Source organism: Lysinibacillus sp. OF-1, assembly GCF_028356935.1.
Taxonomy (GTDB): Bacteria; Bacillota; Bacilli; order Bacillales_A; family Planococcaceae; genus Lysinibacillus; species Lysinibacillus fusiformis_D.
In genome coordinates this window covers 4,675,641-4,701,317 of the sequence record NZ_CP102798.1, presented here as the reverse complement: position 1 = coordinate 4,701,317, position 25,677 = coordinate 4,675,641, and the positions used below count along the sequence as shown (strand labels likewise).

The 25,677-nt window shown below is 36.9% G+C and carries 26 protein-coding genes and 1 pseudogene; 22 read left to right on the top strand and 5 right to left on the bottom strand.

The features are described from left to right. Positions 1-34 precede the first annotated feature (34 nt). From NV349_RS23110 to NV349_RS23100, 3 genes are all read left to right on the top strand, one after another. Positions 35-796, top strand: coding sequence for a ParA family protein (locus tag NV349_RS23110; RefSeq protein WP_036119537.1), 762 nt, complete (start codon positions 35-37; stop codon positions 794-796). Further along, entirely contained in the window at positions 789-1,637 is an 849-nt protein-coding gene (locus NV349_RS23105; RefSeq protein WP_271911979.1) for a ParB/RepB/Spo0J family partition protein, read from the top strand. Before NV349_RS23110 ends, NV349_RS23105 begins: the two co-directional genes overlap by 8 nt. Before the next feature lie 77 nt (positions 1,638-1,714). Then, positions 1,715-2,431, top strand: a complete 717-nt coding sequence (locus tag NV349_RS23100) for a DUF554 domain-containing protein (RefSeq protein ID WP_036119532.1) — start codon at positions 1,715-1,717, stop codon at positions 2,429-2,431. Here the strand turns inward: NV349_RS23100 and yyaC are convergent. Then, a complete protein-coding gene (yyaC, locus tag NV349_RS23095; protein WP_036119529.1) occupies positions 2,348-2,980 on the bottom strand; it encodes a spore protease YyaC in 633 nt (210 codons plus the stop codon). The genes NV349_RS23100 and yyaC overlap by 84 nt on opposite strands. Positions 2,981-3,071: 91 nt before the next feature. On the opposite strand from yyaC, the gene NV349_RS23090 reads away from it, so the two are divergent. The 4 genes from NV349_RS23090 to NV349_RS23075 all read left to right on the top strand — a co-directional run bounded on the left by NV349_RS23090 (position 3,072) and on the right by NV349_RS23075 (position 6,469). Further along, positions 3,072-3,944: a mechanosensitive ion channel family protein gene (locus NV349_RS23090; protein WP_036119525.1), complete on the top strand. Its 873-nt coding sequence runs from the start codon at positions 3,072-3,074 to the stop codon at positions 3,942-3,944. Next, positions 3,944-4,144 carry a DUF951 domain-containing protein gene (locus tag NV349_RS23085; protein ID WP_036119522.1) on the top strand — a complete coding sequence of 67 codons (201 nt, stop codon included), beginning with the start codon at positions 3,944-3,946 and terminating at the stop codon, positions 4,142-4,144. Before NV349_RS23090 ends, NV349_RS23085 begins: the two co-directional genes overlap by 1 nt. A gap of 99 nt (positions 4,145-4,243) precedes the next feature. Then, the gene (gene ychF, locus NV349_RS23080; protein ID WP_036119519.1) at positions 4,244-5,344 is read left to right on the top strand and encodes a redox-regulated ATPase YchF; all 1,101 of its coding nucleotides are present in this window, start codon (positions 4,244-4,246) and stop codon (positions 5,342-5,344) included. Between the two features lie 84 nt (positions 5,345-5,428). Further along, positions 5,429-6,469 carry an acyl-CoA dehydrogenase family protein gene (locus tag NV349_RS23075; RefSeq protein ID WP_271911978.1) on the top strand — a complete coding sequence of 347 codons (1,041 nt, stop codon included), beginning with the start codon at positions 5,429-5,431 and terminating at the stop codon, positions 6,467-6,469. A 55-nt stretch (positions 6,470-6,524) separates the two neighbouring features. Here the strand turns inward: NV349_RS23075 and NV349_RS23070 are convergent, their stop codons facing one another. Then, a complete protein-coding gene (locus tag NV349_RS23070; RefSeq protein WP_271911976.1) occupies positions 6,525-7,100 on the bottom strand; it encodes a DUF3267 domain-containing protein in 576 nt (191 codons plus the stop codon). A gap of 166 nt (positions 7,101-7,266) precedes the next feature. On the opposite strand from NV349_RS23070, the gene rpsF reads away from it, so the two are divergent. From rpsF to rpsR, 3 genes are read left to right on the top strand one after another with little or no spacing between them, the layout of a single operon-like run. Then, entirely contained in the window at positions 7,267-7,554 is a 288-nt protein-coding gene (gene rpsF / locus NV349_RS23065; protein WP_036119511.1) for a 30S ribosomal protein S6, read from the top strand. Between the two features lie 43 nt (positions 7,555-7,597). After that, positions 7,598-8,170, top strand: coding sequence for a single-stranded DNA-binding protein (ssb, locus tag NV349_RS23060; RefSeq protein WP_058844074.1), 573 nt, complete (start codon positions 7,598-7,600; stop codon positions 8,168-8,170). A gap of 39 nt (positions 8,171-8,209) precedes the next feature. Continuing rightward, the gene (gene rpsR, locus NV349_RS23055; RefSeq protein WP_004233359.1) at positions 8,210-8,446 is read left to right on the top strand and encodes a 30S ribosomal protein S18; all 237 of its coding nucleotides are present in this window, start codon (positions 8,210-8,212) and stop codon (positions 8,444-8,446) included. A gap of 610 nt (positions 8,447-9,056) precedes the next feature. On the opposite strand, the gene NV349_RS23050 is transcribed toward rpsR, so the two are convergent. Together NV349_RS23050 and NV349_RS23045 are read right to left on the bottom strand one after the other, a co-directional pair. Further along, a complete protein-coding gene (locus NV349_RS23050) occupies positions 9,057-9,254 on the bottom strand; it encodes a hypothetical protein (protein WP_036119346.1) in 198 nt (65 codons plus the stop codon). A gap of 9 nt (positions 9,255-9,263) precedes the next feature. After that, positions 9,264-9,962: a hypothetical protein gene (locus NV349_RS23045; RefSeq protein WP_271911971.1), complete on the bottom strand. Its 699-nt coding sequence runs from the start codon at positions 9,960-9,962 to the stop codon at positions 9,264-9,266. A 368-nt stretch (positions 9,963-10,330) separates the two neighbouring features. Here NV349_RS23045 and NV349_RS23040 point away from each other — a divergent pair. From NV349_RS23040 to NV349_RS23015, 6 genes and pseudogenes are all read left to right on the top strand, one after another. Continuing rightward, a pseudogene (locus NV349_RS23040) lies at positions 10,331-10,435 on the top strand (30S ribosomal protein S18); the annotation flags it as partial. Between the two features lie 419 nt (positions 10,436-10,854). Continuing rightward, the gene (locus NV349_RS23035; protein WP_271911969.1) at positions 10,855-11,796 is read left to right on the top strand and encodes a YybS family protein; all 942 of its coding nucleotides are present in this window, start codon (positions 10,855-10,857) and stop codon (positions 11,794-11,796) included. A gap of 13 nt (positions 11,797-11,809) precedes the next feature. Further along, positions 11,810-13,780, top strand: coding sequence for a DHH family phosphoesterase (locus NV349_RS23030; RefSeq protein ID WP_271911967.1), 1,971 nt, complete (start codon positions 11,810-11,812; stop codon positions 13,778-13,780). Next, positions 13,780-14,226 carry a 50S ribosomal protein L9 gene (gene rplI / locus NV349_RS23025; RefSeq protein ID WP_036119355.1) on the top strand — a complete coding sequence of 149 codons (447 nt, stop codon included), beginning with the start codon at positions 13,780-13,782 and terminating at the stop codon, positions 14,224-14,226. The genes NV349_RS23030 and rplI overlap by 1 nt, the downstream gene beginning before the upstream one ends. Before the next feature lie 13 nt (positions 14,227-14,239). Beyond that, on the top strand, positions 14,240-15,601 hold the full coding sequence (dnaB, locus tag NV349_RS23020; RefSeq protein WP_036119357.1) for a replicative DNA helicase: 1,362 nt from the start codon (positions 14,240-14,242) through the stop codon (positions 15,599-15,601). Between the two features lie 236 nt (positions 15,602-15,837). Beyond that, positions 15,838-17,127, top strand: coding sequence for an adenylosuccinate synthase (locus NV349_RS23015; protein WP_036119360.1), 1,290 nt, complete (start codon positions 15,838-15,840; stop codon positions 17,125-17,127). 49 nt (positions 17,128-17,176) lie between these two features. Here NV349_RS23015 and NV349_RS23010 read toward each other — a convergent pair whose 3' ends face one another. After that, complete coding sequence (locus NV349_RS23010; protein WP_423791722.1) at positions 17,177-18,016, bottom strand: YitT family protein; 840 nt, start codon at positions 18,014-18,016, stop codon at positions 17,177-17,179. Between the two features lie 427 nt (positions 18,017-18,443). On the opposite strand from NV349_RS23010, the gene NV349_RS23005 reads away from it, so the two are divergent. The 6 genes from NV349_RS23005 (at position 18,444) to NV349_RS22980 (ending at position 25,624) form a co-directional block, all read left to right on the top strand. Further along, the gene (locus NV349_RS23005; RefSeq protein ID WP_058844077.1) at positions 18,444-19,907 is read left to right on the top strand and encodes a M23 family metallopeptidase; all 1,464 of its coding nucleotides are present in this window, start codon (positions 18,444-18,446) and stop codon (positions 19,905-19,907) included. Positions 19,908-20,121: 214 nt separating this feature from the next. After that, positions 20,122-20,835 (top strand): response regulator YycF, encoded by a 714-nt coding sequence (yycF, locus tag NV349_RS23000; RefSeq protein WP_036077923.1) that lies wholly within the window; start codon positions 20,122-20,124, stop codon positions 20,833-20,835. Between the two features lie 5 nt (positions 20,836-20,840). Beyond that, a complete protein-coding gene (gene walK / locus NV349_RS22995; RefSeq protein ID WP_058844079.1) occupies positions 20,841-22,706 on the top strand; it encodes a cell wall metabolism sensor histidine kinase WalK in 1,866 nt (621 codons plus the stop codon). After that, positions 22,703-24,028 carry a YycH family regulatory protein gene (locus tag NV349_RS22990; protein WP_271911960.1) on the top strand — a complete coding sequence of 442 codons (1,326 nt, stop codon included), beginning with the start codon at positions 22,703-22,705 and terminating at the stop codon, positions 24,026-24,028. The genes walK and NV349_RS22990 overlap by 4 nt, the downstream gene beginning before the upstream one ends. Continuing rightward, the gene (locus NV349_RS22985) at positions 24,015-24,836 is read left to right on the top strand and encodes a two-component system regulatory protein YycI (protein WP_271911957.1); all 822 of its coding nucleotides are present in this window, start codon (positions 24,015-24,017) and stop codon (positions 24,834-24,836) included. The genes NV349_RS22990 and NV349_RS22985 overlap by 14 nt, the downstream gene beginning before the upstream one ends. Continuing rightward, complete coding sequence (locus NV349_RS22980; protein ID WP_036119378.1) at positions 24,836-25,624, top strand: MBL fold metallo-hydrolase; 789 nt, start codon at positions 24,836-24,838, stop codon at positions 25,622-25,624. The genes NV349_RS22985 and NV349_RS22980 overlap by 1 nt, the downstream gene beginning before the upstream one ends. Positions 25,625-25,677 lie beyond the last annotated feature (53 nt).

Sequence of the window (25,677 nt, the reverse complement as noted above, 5' to 3'; positions counted from 1 at the left end):
GTTAAGTTTGATAGATGAAAGCAGGTGCTTTTAAATGGGTAGAATTATAGCAATCGCCAATCAAAAGGGTGGCGTAGGTAAAACAACAACTTCGGTCAATTTGAGCGCTTGCCTAGCATATTTAGGTAAGAAAGTGCTATTAATTGATACCGATCCTCAGGGGAATACAACAAGTGGACTTGGTATTAATAAAGGAGAAATACAAGCTTGTATTTATGATGTGCTCATTGATGATGAAGATGTTGAAAATGTCATTCAAAAAACAAACGTAGAGAATTTATCAATCGTGCCAGCAACCATCTCACTTGCAGGTGCAGAAATTGAATTGGTTTCGACTATTTCAAGAGAAGTGCGTTTAAAACATGCACTGCAAAATGTGAAAGAAGATTTCGATTATATAATTATTGACTGTCCTCCATCTTTAGGGCTTTTAACTATTAATGCTTTAACAGCTTCAGATGCGCTCATTATCCCTGTACAATGCGAATATTATGCGTTGGAAGGGCTAAGTCAATTGCTCTCAACTGTTCGCCTTGTTCAAAAGCATTTAAATCAGCAGCTCTATATTGATGGCGTTCTATTAACAATGCTAGATGCACGTACAAACTTAGGCTTGCAAGTTATTGATGAAGTAAAAAAATATTTCCAAGATAAAGTATACAAGACGATCATTCCTCGTAATGTGCGATTAAGTGAGGCACCAAGTCATGGTCAACCAATCATCACTTATGACGCAAAATCGAGAGGTGCAGAAGTTTATTTGGAGATGGCGAGGGAAGTGATTAAAAATGGCTAAAGGTTTAGGAAAGGGTATTGGTGCACTATTTCCAGGAGAGTCTTTAGAGCAAAGTGGTCAAGTGGAAGAAATTCAATTAGATTTAATTGTGGCGAACCCCTTTCAACCTCGTAAAATTTTTGATGAAGAAAGTTTACAAGAGTTAGCAGATTCGATTAAAGAACATGGTATTTTGCAGCCAATTGCTGTGCGCAAAAAAGGGCGCAAATTTGAAATTGTTGCAGGGGAACGTCGTTATAGAGCCTGTCTGTTAGCTGAATTAGAGGTTATTCCTGTCATCATAAAAGAGCTATCAGATGCACAAATGATGGAGTTAGCTATTTTAGAAAATCTTCAACGTGAGGATTTAACCGTTATTGAAGAAGCGGAAGCCTATCAGAGTCTAATGGAAAACTTACATTTAACTCAAGAAGAATTATCGAAACGGTTAGGGAAAAGTAGACCACATATCGCTAATCATGTTCGGTTGCTTGCTTTACCAGAAGATGTACGTAAATTTATGAATGATGATACCTTATCGATGGGGCAGGGACGAGCATTACTTGGCCTGAAAAATAAAAGAAGAATCTCAGAAGTGGCTAATAAGGTCATTAATTTAGGGTTGAATGTACGTCAAGTTGAAATGCTAGTACAAAACTTAAATGAAGAAGTTTCACGTGAAACAATTCCACCAAAGAAGAAAGATATATTTGTATCAGCCAAGGAATCCCAATTACGAGACTACTTTGGAACAAATGTTCAAATCAAAAAAACAAATAATAAGGGGAAAATTGAAATTGAATTTTATTCTGAAGATGATTTAGAACGTATTTTAGAAATACTAAATTTACAGGAAGAATAAAATACATTTCTATAACTTAATCAGAGCGCCAAGCAAACAGGCGCTCTCTATTTTTTAGAGAGAAGGAAGGCTTAAGTGTGGTATTACTAGGGGCATTGATTAATGCTGTGCTAATAGTAGCAGGTGCATTAGTAGGGCGCATTTTTAAAAATATTCCTGAATCTATGAAATCTACTGTACTATCTATTATTGGCTTAGCAGTCACATTATTAGGGATAAAAATGGGCTTTGAAAGTGATAATTTTATTATATTAGTAGTAAGTTTAGTAGTAGGTACTGTAATAGGTGAGTGGTTAGATTTAGATAGACAAATGAATCGTCTAGGGAAATGGGTAGAGAGTTTATTTCGTACAAAACGAAATGACCAAAATCAAATTAGCATAGCAGAGGGCTTTGTCACTGCCTCCTTAATTTTTGTTGTTGGGTCAATGGCTGTAATCGGTGCACTCGATAGTGGTCTTCGTAATGATCATAATGTATTAATTACAAAAGGATTAATAGATGGGTTTACATCCATTATTCTAGCATCCACTTTAGGCATTGGTGTATTGCTATCTGCCGTACCTGTTTTTGTTTATCAGGGATTAATCGCACTTTTTGCAGGCGTTATCAGTTCCTTTATACCTGATGCTGCACTACAAATGTACATTACAGAAATGACAGCTGTAGGCGGTGTTATGATTATGGCAATAGGGTTAAATATTGCTGGCTTAGCTAAGATCAAAGCTGCTAACTTGCTGCCAGGTATCGTCATTGTTGGTATTATGGTGGCTATCTTCTACACTTTTCAATGAATAGCGATGGGAAGCCAATAATAAAGCTCTTGAAAGTTTTTCAGCCATAGCATAAGAAATATGAAGTCTTGTATTTTGTAAAACGAGCATTTCCATAAAGCCTCCAATATTGACGATTCCTTTAACGGAAATGTCTCCGATTGGGGGTAATTCTTTTTTTACAGCCTTGCCAGGGAAGATGGGGCCGCTTTGCACTGAAATATGACCAACATTTTGTTCACTGCCTAGACAGGCATCAATCGCAATAATGAAAGGTTTTGTAGTATGATTGTGTAGCTGTTGCATTGTAGAATCAAGATTTAGAGCATGTAAAGGATCTTCTAAAGAACCTACAATTTCATAGGGAAAGCTGACAGATTTTTTTAAAAAGCTACCTGTTAATGGCCCAAGTGTATCGCCCGTACAACGGTCACTGCCAATACAACAAAAAATTAGTCGTTCATGATGAAACGGTATATGTTCTAAAAATAATGTACTTAATTGCCAAACGGCATTTTTACTCTCGTGATGAAGGGAATAAGGTAGTAACAAATTTGGTATAGTATTCATAAAAAAACTCACTTTCTTTTTATTTTTAGAAGTGCTCAATTTTTATGCAGTATACGCAAATTTTTAGCAAGTTATTCAAGAGGTGGTAATTATGGAAGAGAATAAAAAATTAATGGAGAGATACTGGGATAAGCTCACATCTGAGGACCTTTGGGAATCGGTTATTAATGCATCTTTAGAGATATTGCTCATTTTATTAGCATCATGGATTGCAGTAAGATTAGGTAAAAAATTTATTAAAAAAGTGTTTTTAATACGAATGCGTTCCCCATTAAACCACTCAGAGCGACGCCAACGAACAATTGCAAGATTATTACAAAGTGTGATTTCCTATGTTGTTTATTTCTCTGCAATTATTGGGATTCTTTCTTCCTTAGAAATAAAGGTAGCAGGTTTATTGGCTGGTGCAGGGATTGTTGGTTTAGCAATTGGTTTTGGCGCTCAAAGCTTAGTGAAGGATGTTATTACTGGATTCTTTATTATCTTTGAAGATCAGTTTGGTGTAGGGGATTATATAAAAATTAACGCAGCAGAAGGTACGGTTGTAGAAATTGGTTTACGTACAACGAAAATTAATGGTGCTACAGGTGAGCAATTCATCATTCCGAATGGTGCAATTGGTGAGGTCGTCAATTATTCTGTTAACAACTCCAAAATTTTTATAGATTTACAAATGGCTACTGAGGCTGATTTTGAAAAAGCAGAGGCAATAATTAATAAGTATTTAGAAACATTACCAAAAATGCATAAAGAGCTAATAGCGACGCCAGTATTTTTAGGTGTGCAAAATGTTAAAGGGACAGAGGTAACGATACGAATAGCTGCTGAAACATTACCGCAGCAGCAATATGGAGTAGCACGTAGTATTCGCCGTGATGTTACCAAACTTTTTGAAGAAAATAATATACCAATGGCCTATCCAAAAATGATGTTCTATGGGAAAGAAGAAGGGAGAAGTGAATAATGGAAGCGAAAAAATTTGGTTTAAATGATATTGTTGAAATGAAAAAACAACATCCATGTGGTACTAATAAATGGAAAATCATTCGTATGGGGGCAGACGTACGTATCAAATGCGAAGGATGTCAGCATAGTGTAATGATTCCACGCCGTGACTTTGAGAAAAAAATGAAAAAGGTTTTAATTTCTGCTAATGAGGCGTAACATCAGGCATATTAGACTTTTTATGAGTGAATCAATATAATAGATAAGGTTATATGAGAGAAAAAATTTGAACTGAGTATAGAAAGGTTGTGTCCATTCATGGCATTAACAGCTGGAATCGTTGGTTTACCTAACGTTGGAAAATCAACATTATTTAACGCAATTACAAAAGCGGGCGCATTGGCTGCAAACTATCCATTCGCAACGATTGATCCAAACGTTGGTATCGTTGAAGTACCTGATGCACGTTTAGATAAATTAACAGAATTAGTTGTACCGAAAAAAACTGTACCAACTGCATTTGAGTTCACAGATATCGCAGGAATTGTAAAAGGTGCTTCCAAAGGTGAAGGATTAGGGAATAAATTCCTTGCTCATATTCGTGAAGTAGATGCAATTTGTCAGGTTGTACGTTGTTTTGTAGACGAAAACATTACGCACGTATCTGGTGCAGTAGACCCAATTGATGATATAGAGGTTATTAATCTGGAGCTTGCACTTGCTGACTTAGAATCTGTAGATAAACGTTTACAACGTGTTAGCAAAATGGCAAAACAAAAAGATAAAGAGGCTATGGTGGAAGAGCCAGTTCTTCTAAAAATTAAAGAGCAATTAGAAAACGGTAAACCGGCACGTGCGGCTGAGCTTTCTGATGATGAACTAAAGATAATTAAAGGTCTTCATTTACTAACAATTAAACCAATGCTATATGTAGCAAACGTTTCAGAAGATGAAGTAGCAGATGCTGACAATAATGAGTATGTGAAAAAAGTACGTGAGTATGCTTCAGCAGAAGGTGCTCAAGTTATTACAATTTGTGCAAAAATCGAAGAAGAAATTTCTGAGCTTGATGATGAAGAAAAAACTATGTTCTTAGAAGAACTTGGAATTAAAGAATCAGGCTTAGATCAGTTAATCCGTACTTCTTATGATTTATTAGGATTAGCTACTTACTTCACTGCAGGCGTACAAGAGGTACGTGCATGGACGTTCCGTAAAGGGATGAAGGCGCCACAATGTGCAGGTATCATCCATACGGATTTTGAACGTGGCTTTATTCGGGCAGAAACAGTTGCTTATGCTGATCTATTAGAGGCAGGTTCTCAAGCAGCAGCGAAGGAAGCTGGTAAAGTACGTCTTGAAGGTAAAGAATATGAAGTACAAGATGGCGATATTATGCTGTTCCGCTTTAATGTATAAAAACTGACAAGGGCAATCGAAAATGGTTGCCCTTTTTCGATTGTATCATTATCAGAATTTTTAACGTATGGAGGCGACTAACGCATGAATGCTTTGCAAATTAAGGAACGTGGTTTAGAGTTTGAGCAACTGGGGATGCTACCACAGGACGTCTTAGATTTTATTTATGAGCAACAATTATTTAAATTGTTCACGTCAAAAGAATTAGGTGGTAAGGATTTAGATTTAGTAGAGGGTGTAAAAGTATTTCAGCAAATGTCTGCACTTGATGGTAATGTCGGCTGGCTAATTACTATTGGTACAGGTGGAAATGCATTTATCCCAACATTCAACCAGGATATTTGTGAGAAAATCTATATGCCTAAAGAAGCAGTCATAGCAGGCAGTGGTTATCCAACGGGAATAGCAGTAAAAACAGATGGAGGCTACTACATAACGGGGCAGTGGAAGTATTGTAGTGGCTCTAACTATGCGTCAACATTTACAATGAACTGCTATATTGAAGAAAATGGTGTCAAAACAGAAAAAATTATTAGCTGCTCAGTGAACCCGCAAGATGTTGAAATTTTGAACGATTGGTGTGCCATGGGCTTGAAGGCAACAGCAAGTCATACAATCCGTGTGAACAATGTTTGGGTACCACAGGAAGCTACTTTTCAATTAGGTACAATCAGAAATAATTATGGCGATTCAGTACATAACTTTCCATTTACCACTTTTGCGGAAGCTTCCTTTTTAAGTGTTTGTCTTGGGATAACAGAGAATTTTTTAGAAGAAGCAACCGTTTTAATGAAGCAACGAAATCATGATAGAAGCTGGGCTGAGCATATTGGATCCCTTCAGTTTTTATTAATGCAACAGCAGAAACGTTACAAGCAATACGAGGAACAATTCTATACAACATTATCTAAATATTGGGAATTACATCAACGTGGTGATCAATTATCCGAAGAGGACTTATCACAATTTACACAAATGAGTAAGGATATTGCTGCAGCTTGCCTAGAGATAGCGAATAATTTAATACGCAGTCTTGGTATGGATGCTATTACAGAAACATCCACTATTAATCGTATTTGGAGAAATTTATACACAGCGGCCCAGCACGGATTTTTAACGCCTTAAATTAGAATCTGTAGCTAGTCATTTCTACGCTACAGATTCTTTGAATGATGAAGTGTTACTTTAGTGAGCTATCCTTTTCCAGTGGTAGATAGACATAAAGTTTCGGCAATTTGGGATCATCCCGTATCAAAGCATCTCTTGGATATTTTCGTAATTCTTTATACATGGCAAAATCACCTACTGCTCCTGCTATTAAAAAAGCTCCAATCAGGATCAAAACCGTACTATTGAGATAAAACCCAACAATGGTTGGAAGGATGCCGGTTGTCCAGAATGGCAGTAATAGAGCCTTTTTCATAGCATGATTGAAAAGAGGCTGTTCAGTCGTCGCATAGGCAATGCCAAGCTCTAAATTGATGCCGTATTTTAAAGCCTTAAAGGGCACTTTGCCAAAAAACATAAAGCCAATTAAATGAAAAACCTCATGTAGGATAATAAAAATAATATACAACGCCACGAACAGTGCTGTGCCACTAACCATGTTCCAAACAGAAAAATGAAAATCTTTAAAGCAAATATATTGAATAGCTGTAAATAATATGACAAGACCACTAGTGATCACAAAATTGTCGATCATTAATTTCTTTAAATCTAATTCGATAACAATAGGCTCTTTATTATTAGTTAGCATGAAGGCGCTCCTTTCAAATATACTGTCATTATATAATGAATTATTAGTTTGTGACTTGAAAGAAATGTATCTATATGTTACAATTCATTGATGTGAGTAATAATTAATTACTTGCTCCTTGCTCCCTTCAATAGGAGAGCCTAAGTCCATAAGGAGGTGTAAACAGATGAGAAAATACGAATTAATGTACATCGTACGTCCGAACATTGAAGACGAAGCGAAGAAAGCTTTAGTTGAACGTTTCAACGAAATCTTAACTTCTAACGGTGCAGAAGTCATCGAATCAAAAGAGTGGGGCAAACGCCGCTTAGCTTATGAAATTAAAGACTTCCGCGAAGGTTACTACCAAATCGTAAAAGTAAACGCTTCTTCAGATGCAATCAACGAATATACACGTCTTGCTAACATCAGCGAAGACATCATTCGCCACATTGCAGTTCGCCAAGAAGCTTAATAATTAATTTTTAACAAAACGCTGAAAAGGAGGTTGCATTCTGATGATAAACCGTGTCGTATTAGTCGGAAGACTAACAAAAGATCCTGAGCTACGTTATACACCAAATGGAATTGCGTCTACAAGATTTACAGTTGCTGTAAACCGTGCATTCTCAAATCAACAAGGTGAACGCGAAGCTGATTTCATTAGCTGTGTTGCATGGCGAAAACAGGCTGAAAACCTAGCGAACTTCATGCGAAAAGGAAGTTTAATTGGGGTAGAGGGCCGTATTCAAACAGGCAGTTATGAAGGACAAGACGGTAAGCGAGTATACACAACAGATGTCGTGGCAGATAGCGTACAGTTTTTAGAACCCCGTAATGGTAGCGGTGCACCTGCTCCTCAATACGGTGGTGGACAAACTTACGGTAATAACCAACCGTCATATGGCGGTGGTCAACCACAACAACAGTTTGGTGGCGGCGCAATGCCAGGACAGGGTTCCTATGGCGGCGATGCTTATCAGCAAAATCAACCACCTATGAATCAGCCGAATTATACACGTGTAGATGAGGACCCATTTGCGAATAGCAAAGGGCCAATAGAAGTATCTGAGGATGATCTTCCATTCTAATGCTTCTAAAATTATAATAAGATAAGGAGGAGACATACTATGGCACCACGTCGCGGAGGCCGCAAACGCCGTAAAGTTTGCTACTTCACTTCAAACAATATTACGCACATCGACTACAAAGATGTAGATTTATTAAAAAAATTCATCTCTGAGCGCGGTAAAATTTTACCACGTCGCGTAACTGGCACAAGTGCAAAGTACCAACGTAAATTAACTTCAGCTATTAAAGTATCTCGTATCATGGGATTACTTCCATTCGTAGCAGAAGACAAATAATATTAAAAAAAGTACAACATTGGTTATTGAACCTTTGTTGTACTTTTTTTATGTACTTAATTTCAAATATATGTAAAAATATTATAGCAATAGCTGGGGATTATTGTAGAAGTCTTAGATTTTATAAATATTTTAGAACAAAAAGGATTATCATCAAATACTGTAAAAGGTTATTTAGAAGATTTAAAGGTTTTTTATTTATGGCTAAATAGGAGAGTTTGAAATAAAGCCAGCAGATATACCAAACTTCATTGAGTTTATTGATAATCGTCAAGCTAGTAAAAAGTTTCTCCTGCAACATTAAATCGGTACTTAGCAACAACTAGTTCCTTTGATAGTTAAAACAATAAAAGTGTGAGTTAATCTGAATATGTATCTCGTATAAACTTTCTAAATATATTTTTCTATGAAAAGATATAGCTGGAGGACATATTTACTAAGCAGTTTTATAAACTGAAATTAGAAGGAACAAGTCGGAATTTATTTTCGAACGCTTAGACAAAATAAAATTGTATTCTTTTACCTCTTGTTTAAAATCATCCTCAGTAAAAAAGAGCAGTCAAAGTTGACTACTCCTTAATACCACGGCTTTATTCATTTAATAAATATATTACTCTCTTTTTGCATCTAATCGCCGACGAAATACTAAAGCCGAGACAGCGAAAATAACGAAAGCTAATGTTGAAGCGGCCGTAACCATCTGTAACACAATTCCTATTGGAGATTTGAACAACAAGGCGACCGAGATGATTAAAACGGCACCAGTTAAACCCATTCCTAAAATCGAGATTGCCAAAACCTTATTCATCTAATCACCTCACAGGTAGTTGAAACAAGCTACCGCTCCAGCAATACCCCCTGCACCAATAACAGCATATGCTCCAATACATGCAGCACAGATTGGAGCAGTTACTGGTGTCGGTGCTGCACACGAACCGCCACACGCAACCGCAATAATATAAGCCACCGTACCACCGACACCAAGTACTGCTCCAAGACAACTTGCCACTGCTCCTATACCCATCGGTTGAATCATAGATGGCTCTTCTGCAAGTAATTCTTCATCCGTCATATAAGCAATCCCAGTATCCTGAGATTTAACAAGTGTTCCATTCAAATACGTCGAAACCTGGAAGTTTCCTAGCTCATTCTGGGTAACCAGCATTTCATTTGTCTGCAATACATTATGATCCTCATCTAAGAATACCGTTATATTACTAGGAAGGCTATAATCCCCATGCAAAGGAACTGTAACCGCCGTAACTCCACCACCAACAGTGTACACACTCGAACCTTCCAAATCAAATGCAGACACAGGAGCTACATTCTCAACTTTCCCCTTCTCGACTGCACGAAGCGTTGTATTAACCAGTTCCTTAGCAAGTTTGCCGGTAACTACAACAATACTCGGAGCATCCTCAGCTTGCACAGAAACATCTTTAGCTGGAGACAAACCTAAACAAAAAACAGTAAAGATCATTAATACTGGCAAATACATTTTTTTTGCCATCGACATAATAAAACCTCCCATTTTTAGTATTTTGTTACAAATTATTAATTCTACACCAAATCTAAATTTCCTTCTTTTTGGTAATTAATATATTTATCTGCAACAAAAAAGTAGACATTATTTTTTTGAGTTGATAACTCGTGCAATTAACACTTAACAGCCCTTGAGATTGCATCAAATACAGGATAGCTCTGCCTAATTCTGTATCTAACATGATTCTATCCCTCAAGGGCTTTTTGTGTTTAAAATACAAAGAAGAAAGGAGGGATTGGTCTAGAATAATAAAACTCAGATTATACATGTTTTTTTGTTTGATAGTGTTATCAATTGAATACACAAGGATTACATACTGTATGGTAAGAAGGAGACATACTATGGCACCACGTCACGGAGGCCGCAAAGTTTGCTACTGCACTTCAAACAATATTACGCACATCGACTATAAAGATGTGGATTTATTAAAAAAATCCATCTCTGAGTGAGGTAAAATTTTACCACGTCGCGTAACTGGCACTAGCGCTAAGATTAACTTCAGCTATCAAAGTATCTCGTATCATGGATTCGTAGCAGAAGGTAAATAAGATTGATGACGTTAAGGTAACGGACCTTACATCAACTTAAAAACCAGCATATTACGATATTCGAATCAGTATATGCTGGTTTTTTGTTATAGGTAAAAGTCATTTTTTCAAGCCTAATATACGTTTTCTCTTCATGGACCGTTGAATTTGCACCAGTAATGTACCAAAGTATTTTATAAGCAAGCGCAATAATACTAAACAAGAATGATAAAATTAATGGCAATGCATATAGTGATCTAAGTGATTTTTGTTCAATACTATGAAAAAATGGTACAATAAAGGGTAGTAAGTTTGACTGAAAAAAAGGAAGGTTTTCAATGCCGAATAATCAAACAAAAGCGCTTGTACAAGGCTCAATGATGGTTGCACTTTTTACAATATTAATGCTGATTTCTGCATATGTACCATTCATCTTTATAGTAGCTTTATTATTCGCCCCTCTACCGATTGCTTGGTATAGTGCAAATTACAAGCGTTCCTCATCAATACTCGTTGCAATAGTAGGCTGTATCCTAACCACTATCACGAGTGGAATAACCATGCTACCGTTTGCCTTTATTTTAGGGCTATTAGGTGTCATTATGGGTAATGCAATTTATCTGAAGAAAAGTAAGCTCTATTTATTTATGTCAACAGGGATTGCTAATCTAATCTCCATGGCAATGGTTTATCTTGCCTATGTAAAACTTGCAGGAATTGACTTCATTAGCATGAGTTTAGAAATGGTTCGTAAAAATTATGAACAATCTAATGAATTTGCAAAAAGTGTAACGGGGCAAGTAGCTTTACAACCAGAACAGCTTGAGGCGATGCTTAAAACAATCGAGCTGACGATGCCTGCAACGATAACAATATCAGCATTTTTTGCTGCATTTATTATCATCACGTTAAATTTACCAGCTTTAAAACGACTAGGAGTAGATGTACCGAAGTTTGCTCCGTTCCAAAATATGAGATTACCACGCTCTATTTTATGGTATTACATGATTGTTTTATGCATTAATCTGTTTATGCGTCCAGAGGCTGGTTCCACGTTAGATATAATTGTATTAAATGTTTCTTATATTTTATGGATTTTACTCATTCTACAAGGGATATCTTTTATCCATTATTTCATTTCTAAAAAGGGCATGCCAACGGGAGTAAAATGGGTAGCTACCGTATTAGCTATTCCGTTATCATCCTTCATGATTTTACTTGGTATTGTTGATTTAGGTTTTGACGTACGTGCACTTGTAAAGGGGAAAACTAAAGAATAAGGGGCTGATTGTAATGGGGACTTTTAGAAAACGACCAATTCGCTATCCGCTTTTTGTTCTTTCCATATTTGGAATTGTGACGTTCGTGCTTCTATGTATTTGGAATATCGGGATAGGTATCGGTTATGGGGTAGGTTTTATTTTATTAATGGCCTACACATGGAAGGTAGAAAAGATTGCTTTTGAAGAAACTGAAAAGCATATTGAATCCATTTCCTTCCGAATGAAAAAAGTAGGCGAAGAGGCATTGCTTGAAATGCCTATCGGGATATTGCTCGTTAACGAGCAATATGAAATCGAATGGTCGAATCCATATATGCAAGGTATCTTAAACATGGAATCATTAGTGGGAGAAGGTATTGTCGATCTATCTGACGACATTTATGTATTAATGAAGACCGAGGAAACAAACGAGGCTACGATTACACTAAGTGATCGGAAATATCGTGTGTATTATAAAAAAGAGGAACGATTACTATACTTCTTTGATATAACAGAACAGATTGCCATTGAAAAGCAATACTATGCAGATCGTACAGTTATTGCTATCTTATTTGTCGACAATTATGATGAAATCACACAAGCTATGGACGACCAACCACGAAGTTTAACAAATACGATGGTTACGTCAATTGTCAATGAATGGGCTGCTGAGCATGGTGTATTTGTCAAACGAATATCATCAGATCGTTTTTTAGCGGTACTAAACGAATCTATTTTAACAGAGCTTGAAAAGAAAAAATTTGCTATTTTAGATACTATTCGAGAAAAAACAGCTCAGAAAAATTTATCATTAACATTAAGTATTGGTGTAGGGGCTGGATCATCATCACTAGTAGAGCTTGGTGAATTGGCACAATCGAGTCTAGATCTTGTATTAGGACGTGGCGGTGACCAAGTGGCGATCAAACAACCTACTGGAAAGCTTAAATTTTACGGTGGGAAAACGAATCCAGTTGAAAAGCGTACACGAGTTAGAGCTCGCGTCATTTCACACGCATTGCGTGATTTAATTCAAGACAGTGACCAAGTGTTTGTTATGGGACATAAAAATCCTGATATGGATTCCATAGGTGCATCTGTCGGTGTACGAAAAATGGCTCAGATGAATGATGTAAAAGGCTATGTCATTATAAACTTTGATGAATTAAATGGTAGTGTGACACGACTCATGAATGAAATTGAGAGTAAATCCGATTTCTATGAAAATTTCCTAACACCTGAGGAAGCCGCTGGGAAAATGACAGAAAAATCATTGCTCGTGATCGTGGACACTCATAAACCGAATTTAGTCATCGATGAACACTTATTGAAGCTAGCTGAAAAGGTTGTCGTAATCGACCACCATCGTCGAAGTGAGGACTTTATAGAAAATCCTACACTTGTTTATATGGAACCATATGCGTCATCGACGGCTGAGTTAGTGACAGAGTTACTAGAATATCAGCCGAAGCGTGCAAAGATCAATATGCTAGAGGCTACAGCGTTACTTGCAGGCATTATTGTCGATACCAAAAGCTTTACACTTCGAACAGGAGCACGTACATTTGAAGCGGCTTCTTATTTACGAACGAATGGTGCTGATACAATATTGGTGCAGCGTCTTTTAAAAGAAGATGTGGACACCTATATTGAGCGCTCCAAAATTGTGCAAACCGTGCAATTTGTAAAACCTGGAGTAGCTATTGCTGTAGGAGAGGAATCGAAAGTGTATGACTCTGTTTTAATTGCACAAACAGCAGATATTTTACTAACCATGAAGGATGTTAGTGCATCCTTTGTCATTGCACATCGAGCAGATGGAAAAATTGGTATAAGTGCACGATCTCTAGGGGAGGTCAATGTACAGCTCATCATGGAAAGGCTTGGCGGCGGTGGACATTTAACGAATGCTGCCTGTCAAATAGAGGCTAAATCCATTGATGGTGTGAAAAAACATTTAGAAGAGGCCATAAATGAGGTCTTTGAAGGGAGTTCTGACTAATGAAAGTAGTATTTTTAAAAGACGTTAAAGGAAAAGGGAAAAAAGGTGAAATTAAAAATGTAGCTGATGGCTATGCACAAAATTTCCTGATTAAAAATGGCTATGCTGCTGAAGCAAATGCTCAAGCACTGAGTCAATTAGATGGACAAAAAAAATTAGAAGCTAAAAATGCAGCAGCTGAATTAGCTGAAGCACAAGCATTAAAAGAGAAATTAGAAGCGTTAACAGTTGAGGTAAAAGCAAAATCAGGTGAAGGTGGCCGCTTATTCGGCTCAGTATCAACAAAGCAAATTGCTGATGCATTACAAAAAGTACATGGCATTAAAATTGATAAACGTAAAATGACTTTACCTGATGGCATTCGTGCTCTTGGCTTTACAAATGTTCCTGTAAAATTGCACCATGAAGTATCAGCAACGTTAAAAGTACATGTAACGGAAGAATAAGGAGCGACGATCCATGAGTGAACCGATGATGGACCGCGTTCCACCGCATAACCGGGAGGCGGAGCAATCGGTTATCGGTGCAATATTTCTTGAACCACAGGCGTTAATAACAGCATCAGAAATTTTATTGGTGGATGATTTTTATTTAAATGCCCATAAGAAAATTTTCGAAACGATGCTACGCTTGAGTGATCAAGGAAAAGCGATAGATGTTGTAACAGTTACAGAAGAGTTATCAGCTAAAAAAGAGATTGAAGATGTTGGCGGGCTATCTTATTTACTAGAGCTCGCCAATGCTGTCCCTACAGCTGCTAATGTCGCACATTACGCCAAAATCGTTGAGGAAAAGGCGCTATTACGTCGATTGATTCGTGTAGCTACGAAAATCGTTGAGGACGGCTACACACGTGAGGACGAGGTAGAGGCATTATTAGGCGAAGCAGAGAAGAAAATGATGGAGGTTGCCAATCGAAAGAATGCTGGTGACTTTAAGCATGTTAAAGATGTGCTAGTGGAAACATTCGATAATATTGAGAAACTTCAATCACAAAAGGGAGATGTAACGGGTATACCGACAGGCTTCCGTGATTTAGACAATATTACGGCGGGCTTCCAGCGCAATGATTTAATTATTGTAGCAGCACGTCCTTCTGTAGGGAAAACGGCCTTTGCGTTGAATGTGGCGCAAAGTGTCGCCGTACAAGCGCGTGAGAATGTGGCAATATTTTCTTTAGAGATGGGTGCAGAGCAACTTGTCATGCGTATGCTTTGCGCAGAAGGCAATATTGATGCACAAGTTTTACGTACAGGTGCTTTAACTACGGATGATTGGGGTAAACTAACTATGGCAATGGGTAGTTTATCGAATTCGGGAATTTTTATTGATGATACACCAGGTGTACGAATCAATGAAATTCGTGCGAAATGTCGACGTTTAGCACAGGAAAATGGACTCGGAATGATCTTAATCGATTATTTACAGTTAATTCAAGGTAGTGGCAAACCGGGAGAAAACCGTCAGCAAGAAGTATCGGAGATTTCACGTTCCTTAAAGGGACTAGCCCGTGAATTAAAGGTTCCTGTTATTGCACTATCACAGCTATCTCGTGGGGTTGAGCAGCGACAGGATAAACGACCAATGATGAGTGACTTACGTGAATCGGGAAGTATTGAGCAAGATGCTGATATTGTTGCCTTTTTATATCGTGATGACTATTACGATAAAGAATCTGAGAGTAAAAATATGATCGAAATTATTATTGCAAAACAGCGTAATGGTCCAACAGGAACCGTTACACTGGCCTTTAAAAAGGAATTCAATAAGTTCATTAATGTGGATTGGTCTCAAATGCCACCACCACCGCCACGTGATTAGTCGTTATTCAGATAAGTTGCCTCTTAAGTAATGCAATATTACCCATAGATTAAATTAATCTGAATGTTCGATAATATTCATATCATTCTGTTATTAAACACGAACGTTGAATCAGATTTTTTGATTTTATGTTCGTGTTTTTTCACTGTTTTTTATTGACGGGGCGTTTCTATCATTGTTACAATGATTGAGGCTTGAAAATTGAGATACAAAGGTATCTAACGGAGGTGCTGATTATGACATCAGTAGTAGTTGTAGGAACACAGTGGGGAGACGAAGGGAAAGGTAAAATTACAGATTTCCTTTCGCAAAAAGCCGATGCAATCGCTCGCTTTGCAGGTGGAGATAATGCAGGACATACCATTAAAATTGATGGTGAAACATACAAACTACATTTAATTCCATCAGGGATCTTCTATAAAGAAAAAACTTCAGTAATTGGTAATGGATTAGTTGTCAATCCAAAGTCATTAGTAACAGAGCTTAAAGGTTTACAGGAGCGCGGCATTAATACAGATAATCTACGTATTTCTAATCGTGCACATGTTATTTTGCCTTATCATATTAAGCAAGATATTGCAGATGAAGAAAGTCGTGGCGATAATAAAATCGGCACAACTTGTAAAGGGATTGGACCTTGCTATCAAGATAAAGTAGCGCGTATTGGAATCCGTATGGCTGATTTACTTGATAAGGAAATCTTTGAAGAAAAACTACGTCATAATTTAGCCATTAAAAATAAATTATTTGAGAAATTCTATGAAGTTGAAGGCGTAACATTCGAAGAAATTTTCGAGGAATACTATGGCTATGGACAAGAAATCGCAAAATATGTAGCAGATACATCTAAAATCTTAAATGATGTCCTTGATGAAGGCGGCAAAGTGTTGTTTGAAGGTGCACAAGGAATTTTACTTGATGTCGATCAAGGTACGTATCCATATGTAACATCTTCAAATCCAGTTGCAGGTGGTGTAGCGATTGGAGCAGGTGTTGGTCCATCACGTGTGACAAGTGTTATTGGCGTATCGAAGGCCTATACATCTCGTGTAGGAGATGGTCCTTTCCCAACAGAATTATTTGATGAAGTGGGTCAACAAATTCGTGAGGTTGGTCGCGAATACGGTACAACAACAGGTCGTCCACGTCGTGTAGGTTGGTTCGATACAGTCGTTGTTCGTCATTCACGTCGTGTAAGTGGAATTACACATCTTGCACTTAACTCTATTGACGTTTTATCTGGTTTAGAAACAGTAAAAATCTGTACAGCATATAACTATAAAGGTGAAACAATTACGGAGTATCCAGCAAATCTTCATATTATTGAACAATGTGAGCCGATCTATGAAGAGCTTCCAGGCTGGTCAGAGGATGTAACGAGCTGCCGCACTTTAGAAGAGCTACCTGAAAACGCACGACGCTATGTAGAGCGCATCAGTGAGTTAACTGGCATTCAAATTGCTACTTTCTCAGTGGGACCTGCTCGTGAGCAAACAAATGTTTTAGTGGATGTTTGGGAAGCCTAATAAAGTAAAATAAATTGAAATGGGCGTGCCATATGAGGTACGCCTATTTTTAGTGAATATCCCTTTTCTTAAAGCGACCGCCTTTTACCTCGGCGATATTACCGATGGCTAAAAATGCATTGTCATCAATTTCTGCAACAATTGATTTTAACTTCGCTTCTTCTAAACGAGTAATAACGGTAAAGATAACTTTCTTATCGTTCCCCGTATAAGCCCCCTCCCCATGAAGGAAGGTAACACCACGACCAAGTCGATCCATAATCGTTTGTCCAATTTCATCAATTTCATCACTTATGATATAAACCGATTTTGATTCTTCTAATCCTTGAATAACAATATCAATCATTTTATAGGCAATATAGTATGCAATGATGGAGTACATGGCCTGCTCCCAATTAAAAACAAAACCTGCCACTGCAAAAATAATGACGTTGAAGATCATAATGATTTCCCCGACTGAAAACGGTGTCTTGCTATTAAATAAGATGGCTAATATTTCAGTTCCATCCAATGAACCACCATAACGAATGACAATACCGACACCAACGCCTAAAATCATTCCACCAAAAACTGTAGCCAATAGTGTGTCTTCCGTAAATGGATGTATGTTATGTAAGGCAAGTGTTGCTAACGAGAGTACAGTAATACCGAGCCCTGTAGAAATAGCAAAGGTTTTCCCAATTTGTTTATAGCCTAAAAAAATAAAAGGTAAGTTTAAAATGAAGATGAAAATACCAAGGGGTAAATTTAATAAATGAGATGTGATAATGGAAACGCCTACGATGCCTCCATCCATGATGTGGTTAGGTACTAAAAATAGCTCCAAGCCCAATGCCATTATTATTGCACCTAGTGGAACCATAATAATCCTAAGAAAAATTTTACGCATATTATTTTTCTGCATTCTCAACATTTTTGTTGAGATCTCAGAGGTTTGTGAATCACTCAATTTAATCGCTCCAATCAAATAATGTATTTTCTTTTATAGTTTATCGGAATATTAAAAAAGTAAAAAGTATTAAGTCGAAATTCACTTGAAAAAATTTAGAGATTAATATACCAATGGCTCAATATAGTTTATTTTATCCTTCTATAGGCAGGTGTTTTTTATAACCTAATATATGAATAAAAATACAGTAATTACTAACTATATAAAATTTATTCTATGTAACAATTAGTAGATAAATAATACATTTACATTACAAAAGGGTGAAATCATTCAAACGCCATTTTCTTTATGGTAAATTATAAGGGTGCAAAAAATCCTTGTGGGTAAATCATCCTACTATAGGGTAAAGTTGGAAGGGGCTTTATTGATGAATTCGTTTTGGAAAAGAAAAGAAGAAAACAATAGATTCACCTACAATTTTTCTTCTTTTAAAAAGGCTTCAATCGTTGCAGTTTTAATGACCAGCCTAACGATTAATATGGGTTTTGCTAAGGAATATAATAAAGAAAACTTAAATAAAATTTTCCACGTTTATGTGGGAAATGAATATATTGGTGCAGTATCTGATGAGAAAGCTATTCAAGAAATTATTGCCTCAAAGGAAAAAGTAGCGAGTCAGCAATTCAAAGGATTATCGATTGATGCTAGTTCAGCTGTTAAAATAATCCCAGAGCAAGTATTTGCGAATGAAACAAAAGATGCGGAAACGTTATCCAAACTTGAGCAATCTTTAGTAGCAAAATCCGATGCTTTTACATTATTAGTTGATCATAAACCAGTTGTATCATTAGAGAATACAGAGGCTTATGAAAAGACTGTCCAATTGTTAAAGCTACAATATGTTTCTCAGCAAGAATTAGATAAACTTGCTGAAACCCAGCAAGCTATTAACAATTTACCTGAATTACAAAATGGTGAATCTCGTCTATTAGATATTTCATTTAAACAGGGAGTTTCGGGATTGTCGCAAAAAGTTACACCGACTGAAATTGTATCGCCTGAGCAAGCGGTAAAATATTTAATGACAGGCTATCTTGAGCAAGAGACATATAACATTCAATCAGGTGATGTGTTAGGGTCGGTTGCTAAAAAACACAATTTAACAACAAGCGAACTATTAGCATTGAATCCTGACATTACAGTGGATACAGTTTTACAAATTGGACAAGCACTAAATGTTACAGTGGCAAAACCGTTTGTAACACTTGAAGTGAAAAAAGAAAAGAAAGTTGCAGATGAAATTCCATTTAAAAAAGTGGTCAAAGAAGACCCTACAATGTATAAAGGCGAAAAAGTAATTAAACAAGAAGGCGCTAATGGAAAAAAAGAAACAACCTATGCATTAACGTCTGAAAATGGAGCACAAACTTCAAAAGTTGCATTAGCAGAAAAAGTTATTCAACAACCAGTAGATCAAATTGAAGTAGTTGGTACAAAGGTAATTTCTTCACGAGGAACTGGTGAATTTGCATGGCCAGCAGTAGGAGGCTATATTTCAAGTGGCATGGGTGAACGTTGGGGAGCCTTCCATCGAGGTATAGATATCGCTCGTCCAAGTAACTACAATATTTTAGCTGCTGATAATGGCGTAGTTGTTGCAGCTGGTACTTCAGGCAGCTATGGTAATCGCATTGTTATCAATCACAATAATGGCTATACGACACTTTATGGGCACCTATCTTCAATTAATGTTGAAGTGGGCCAAGTAGTGGAAAAGGGTTCTGTAATTGGAATAATGGGTTCTACTGGAAATTCGACAGGTACACATTTACACTTTGAAGTTGAAAAGAACGGTTCATTAGAGAATCCGTTATCTTATGTAGGTCGATAAACATGTGGAATAGAAGGCAGTCCAAATGGTGGGCTGTCTTTTTTCAATTATTTCCCGAGAAATAATTGTTGGAATATATCATTTTCTGTCACAGTATAAGATGGATTGAATATCGATTAATGCATAGAACTCGAAAGCATGATAGAGTTAAGAGTAGTGAATTTACAAATACACATTGTTTAAGAATAGATAAAAAGCGAAAGGGAGAGAATGAATGAACAAAACCATTTTAGTTGTTGACGATGAAAAACCAATCGCAGATATTTTGCAATTTAATTTGATAAAAGAAGGCTATAAAGTTATTTGTGCTTATGATGGTGATGAGGCATTAAAAAAAGTAGAGGAAGAGCAACCAGATTTAATGCTTTTAGATATCATGCTACCAAAGCGCGATGGAATGGAAGTGTGTAGAGAAGTACGTAAAAAATACGATTTCCCTATTATTATGCTAACTGCTAAGGGCTCTGAGATTGATAAAGTATTAGGATTAGAGATGGGCGCAGATGATTATGTCACAAAGCCATTTAGTACACGAGAGCTGATTGCACGTGTGAAGGCTAATATGCGCCGTCTACAAGTTGTTGCTCCTGCAGCAGAAGAGGCTGAGGAAGAGTCTAATGAGATTGTTGTGGGATCTCTTGTTATCCAACCAGATGCTTATTTAGTAATGAAGCGTGATGAAGCAATTGAACTGACACATCGTGAATTTGAATTACTTCATTATTTAGGAAAACATATTGGTCAGGTCATGACACGAGAGCACTTACTACAAACAGTATGGGGCTATGATTACTTTGGTGATGTACGAACAGTTGACGTAACAATTCGTCGTTTACGGGAAAAAATTGAGGATAATCCTAGTCATCCCGCTTGGATCGTCACACGACGTGGTGTAGGTTATTATTTACGAAATCCTGAACAGGAGTAATAGGAATGCAGAAAGTGAGCTTCTTTAAATCCATTCATGTCAAACTAGTGCTGATTTATATTTTATTAATATTGCTTGCCTTACAAATTATCGGTATCTATTTCGCTCGTGAATTAGAACGAAATTTGAAGAGCAACTTCCAAGATTCCATTTTTCAGCGTGTCGACTTGATGCAATATAGTATTCGTGAAGAAATATTAAAGGAACGCGATGAAAGCATGCCTAAATTAGAAGAAAGTCTAAAATCCATTGTGATGGAGTTTTCTACTGGTTTAAAGGATGTTTCGAATGGAGATATTTTAGAAATTCGTGTTATTGATGATAGACAAAGAATTCTTGCCACATCGGAGCTTGAAAATCAAAATTTAATCGGACAACGTTCTAATACGGATCTAGTGCGTCGAGCCATATCTGCTGAAACACTCTTTGACATCATTAAACTAGACAATAAAACGAGAAATCGAGTGTGGGTATTAGCGAATCCGATTAGAGCTGGTGCAGGACCAGACGATGAAATTATCGGTGTTCTCTATATTGAAGCTAATATTGAATCCGTTTTTGAACAAATGAATGACATTAACCGAATTTTCCTTGGTGGTACGGCTATGTCCTTAGTTATTACCATCTTCTTAGGTATTCTTGTTGCACGAACGATTACACAGCCAATTGCTGATATGCGAAAGCAGGCTCAGGCGATGGCAAAGGGGAACTATTCTCGGAAAGTACGAGTATACGGTACGGATGAAATAGGACAGCTAGCCATTACCTTTAATCATTTAACCAACCGTTTACAAGAAGCACAATCGACAACAGAAGCCGAACGTCGAAAGCTAGATTCGGTTCTGACTAATATGACAGATGGCGTTATCGCGACCGATCGCAAAGGACGTATAATTCTGATTAATGACCCTGCACTAGAATTACTGCATATTTCAAGAGATATTACATTAGGACGTCCTATCGCCTCTGTATTGGGAATTGATCAGGAATATGGCTTTGAAGACTTAATTCATATGAATGATGCGATCAATTTAAACTTTAGTACAGCCGATGCACCCTATATACTTCGTGCTAATTTCTCTGTTATTCAAAAAGAGACTGGTTTTATTAACGGTTTAATTACTGTACTGCACGATATAACAGAGCAGGAAAAGATTGAAATGGATCGTCGAGAATTTGTATCGAATGTATCACATGAGTTAAGAACGCCGTTAACAACGATGAATAGTTATTTAGAGGCACTAGCAGATGGGGCATGGAAAGATGAAAATATTGCTCCGACATTTTTAAATGTGACACAAACTGAAACAGAGCGAATGATTCGTCTAGTGAATGATTTATTACAATTATCAAGAATGGATAGTTCGGATTATGAGTTGAATAAAGATATTGTGTTATTCAATTCATTCTTTAACCGTATTATCGACCGATTTGAAATGTCTAAATCGGATAAAGTCCAGTTTGAACGATTATTCCCTGAAACATCATTCTATGTAGAAATTGATACGGATAAGGTGACACAAGTCATCGATAATATCATTTCGAATGCCATTAAGTATTCACCAGATGGCGGTAATATTCGCTTTGGCTTTACTGGACAAGAAGACATGCTGAAGGTCATGATTTCTGATGATGGCATGGGTATTCCTAAAGAAAATGTAGGGCGTATTTTCGATCGTTTCTATCGTGTGGATCGTGCACGTGCTCGTTCTATGGGAGGAACAGGCTTAGGATTAGCTATTGCGCGGGAAATGATTGAAGCTCATGGTGGGAAGATTTGGGCTGAAAGTGAGGAAGGACACGGTACAACGATTTTCTTCACATTACCATATGATGCAGATGAATTTGGTGAGGCAGGTGAGTGGGAATGAAATATATAGAGCCAGTTAAATCTGTTGTATTATTTCTATTTGTCATGCTAAGTGTGGTCTTAACTTTTTTGATTTGGACCTACACACCTGATTATAAATTTATTGAAAAAACAACAGGAGAGGAAATTCTCATTAAGCCACAAAAGGATATGGAGGATATTATTCGTCCGTACAAGGCTATTTTCCGTTCCGATGAAGAATTTACAGGTACAGTATCTAATGCTGCAATGAAGGATATGATGAAGGCTTTTAAAGGCTGGAATATTCTTGACCTAGTACCTGTTAACAATAATCTATCTCCAAACTATGTGAATCAAATTATTAGTGCAGATAATCGGATGACCATCTTCTTTACTGGTGAAATTCCGTTTTCAGCCTTTAACACGATCTTTCAGTTTACGGACAAGGAATTACCCGAAACAACATTCAATCGTATGATTATCGATTGGAGTAATTATAATAGCAAGGATCTAATGCTTTATTATATTAGCAGCAATAACCAATCATTATTCCGTTCACATGTCAGTGTGCCAAACGTAAATCAGTTTATCAAAGAAGTCATAGAGCCTGCGAAAAAATATGAAGCTTTTAAAGAAGTTGAGCGCGAAGGCCAGACATCTCTTTATGTAGCTAGTAATAAAATGGAATCTGTAAAATTTACGTACTATATTGAAGAGATCACACCAGAATTATTTAAAAATGTGTTATTTCCAGAACCAAATATTGTCCAGCGCAATGTTGAAAGTGCATCCTCTGAAAAATATACAGATGGTATGTCCTTAATGACATTAGATACAAATCTCAAATCATTAAACTATGTTTATCCTGCGGCAGAAAGCAGTATACGGATTGAGCCATCGAAGCTTCTTAAAGATAGCTTTGAATTTATCAATGAACATGGAGGATTTACAGCAGATTTTCGTTATGCTTCAACGAGCATCAATAAAAATCAAATGGATTATCAATTATACTTACAAGGTTTACCTGTCTATAGCAATCATGTCATTACTCGAATGACGACAATTTGGGGAGATAGCCGGATTTTCCATTATAAGCGTCCATACTTTTCATTAGATATGGATATTGAAGCAGAGAAGGAAATTAAAGAACTACCTTCTGGTACAGAGATTGCTGAGAGATTAAAAAATGCTAATAACATTGCCTTATCAGACATTGAGGAACTTGTATTGGGCTATTATTTAACGCAAAATCAAGAACTGAATATCTTTACATTTGAACCTTGTTGGTTTGTTATTCGTAATGGTACATGGATTAAACTGACGCCTGAAGTTTTAGGAGGTGTTAAAAATGGATTGGAATAGAACAAAATCTATTTTTATATTCGTTTTTTTAATTCTCAACATCTTCTTATATACACTTTATGTAAATCGCTATAATGAAGCAAAAGATATTGAAGTACCTGGTGAAAAAACGATCGAAGCTCGTTTAAAAGATGATAATATTACGTATGGCTCATTACCAAATAATATTGAATCGGCCTCTTATATTACAGCCCAAGTACATAAATTCACAAAGGCTGAATTTAAAGATACTAATCAACAGGTCACCCCTACGGATGATAATACAAAGGCTCGTGCTATTTTCATGAAGCCTGTTAAATTACGTAATATGAATGATGATGCAAGCTTTACAGATTTTGTTCTAGCCAATGTCAATGAAGGAGCATCGTATGCTTTATGGAAAATAGATCGAGAAGAACGTGTCGCTGTTTTTTTCCAAAAGACGAATAATCGAATGTTCTATTATAATGGTTCATTAAAAATAAAATGGAATACAAATGACGAAGTAATAATGTATGAACAAACAATGATTGATAATATTGAAGAAATGGAGCAGCAGGAAACGGTTATTCCACCACTTCAAATTATTCAAACATTGTATGCAAAAGGACCGCTCAAACCAGACTCGCGCATTACACAAATGAAGTTAGGTTACTCCACGCTTGTTAAATTAACGCGTACACAGGTACTGGTGCCAACGTGGGAGGTTCAAGTGAAATTACCTGATGGAGGAAAAGAGGAGTACTTTGTCAATGCAGTAGAAGGTAAAGTCATTGAAATTCAGGAGGACAAGCAGGAGAGCGGAGAAGAAGACTGGGGAGTTGAATAATGCGATTTAGTGTTTTAGCAAGTGGCAGTACAGGAAATTCGATTTATGTAGAGAATGACGACCATGCTTTTATTGTCGATGCGGGACTTAGTGGGAAAAAGATGGAGCAGCTCTTTACAAAAATCGACCGTAATATGAAGCAGCTTAGTGGTATTTTTGTTACACATGAGCATAGTGATCATATTAAGGGAATTGGTGTACTGGCACGAAAATATAGTGTACCAATTTATGCAAACGCCAAAACATGGCAGGCAATGGATGGGCTAGTTGGTGATATTCCTGTAGAACAGCGTTTTGAATTTGAAATGGATACAGTGAAGTATTTTGGTTCTTTAGCTGTTGAGTCCTTTGCCGTTTCACATGATGCAGCAGATCCAATGTTCTACACTTTCCATGAGAATGATCGCAAGCTGGTCATTATTACAGATACCGGCTATGTCAGTGATCGTATGAAAGGGATTATCCGTGGAGCAGATTCCTTTGTTTTTGAAAGTAATCACGATGTCAACATGCTTCAAATGGGACGTTATCCTTGGTCCATTAAACGTCGTATATTAAGTGATGTAGGACATGTGTCTAATGAGGATGCAGCTATCGCAATGAGTGAAGTTGTATTTGATAAGACGACCAATATTTATCTTTCGCATTTAAGTAAAGATAATAATATGAAAGAGTTGGCACGCATGAGTGTCTCTCAAACTTTGCAATCTTGTGGCATCCTTGTCGGTGAGCATGTTCATCTCTTTGATACAGATGCAGAAGAACCAACAAAATTAGTCACGGTTTAATCATAAGCTATTTAGGCAAAACTTGGAGCTGTTCAAGGCATTTAAAAAAATGC